Raw genomic sequence first — 484 nt, forward strand, 5'->3', positions numbered from 1 at the left:
CGTCAGGCCTCGACGGCGGTGACGGTGGTGGGGACGTTGCCCTTGATCGCCTTGGAGTACGGGCAGAAGTCGTGGGTGAGGTCGGCCAGCCGCTGCACGGTGGCGACGTCCTTGCCGGGCACCTTCACGGTGAGGTCGGCGGTGATGCCGAACGAGTCGCCCTCCGGGCCGAAGCCGATGGCGACGTCGACGGTGGCGCCGGTGACGTCCTCGCCCTCCTTCTTGGCGACGGCGTGCAGCGCGCCGGTGAAGCAGGCGCCGTAGCCCACCGCGAACAGCTGCTCGGGGTTGGTGCCGCCGCCGGGGCCGCCGAGCTCGGCGGGGGCCTGCAGCACGACGTCGAGCTGGCCGTCGGAGGTGACCGAGCGGCCCTCCCGGCGCCCGCCGCCGCTGGCGGTGGCGGTGGCGGTGTACACGATCTTGGACGGGGCATTGCCCTCGGTGGTGGTCATGCCCGGTACAACTCCGGCGTGCCGCCGGTGTT

The 484-nt window shown here is 72.9% G+C and carries 1 protein-coding gene; it reads right to left on the reverse strand.

Features of this window, described 5'->3' with window-relative positions:
- Positions 1–2: 2 nt before the first annotated feature.
- Positions 3–484 (reverse strand): Ohr family peroxiredoxin (locus CFN78_RS28445; protein ID WP_338065561.1); only part of this gene is annotated, 482 nt, incomplete at its 5' end.

The organism is Amycolatopsis antarctica, from assembly GCF_002262875.1.
GTDB lineage: Bacteria > Actinomycetota > Actinomycetes > Mycobacteriales > Pseudonocardiaceae > Amycolatopsis > Amycolatopsis antarctica.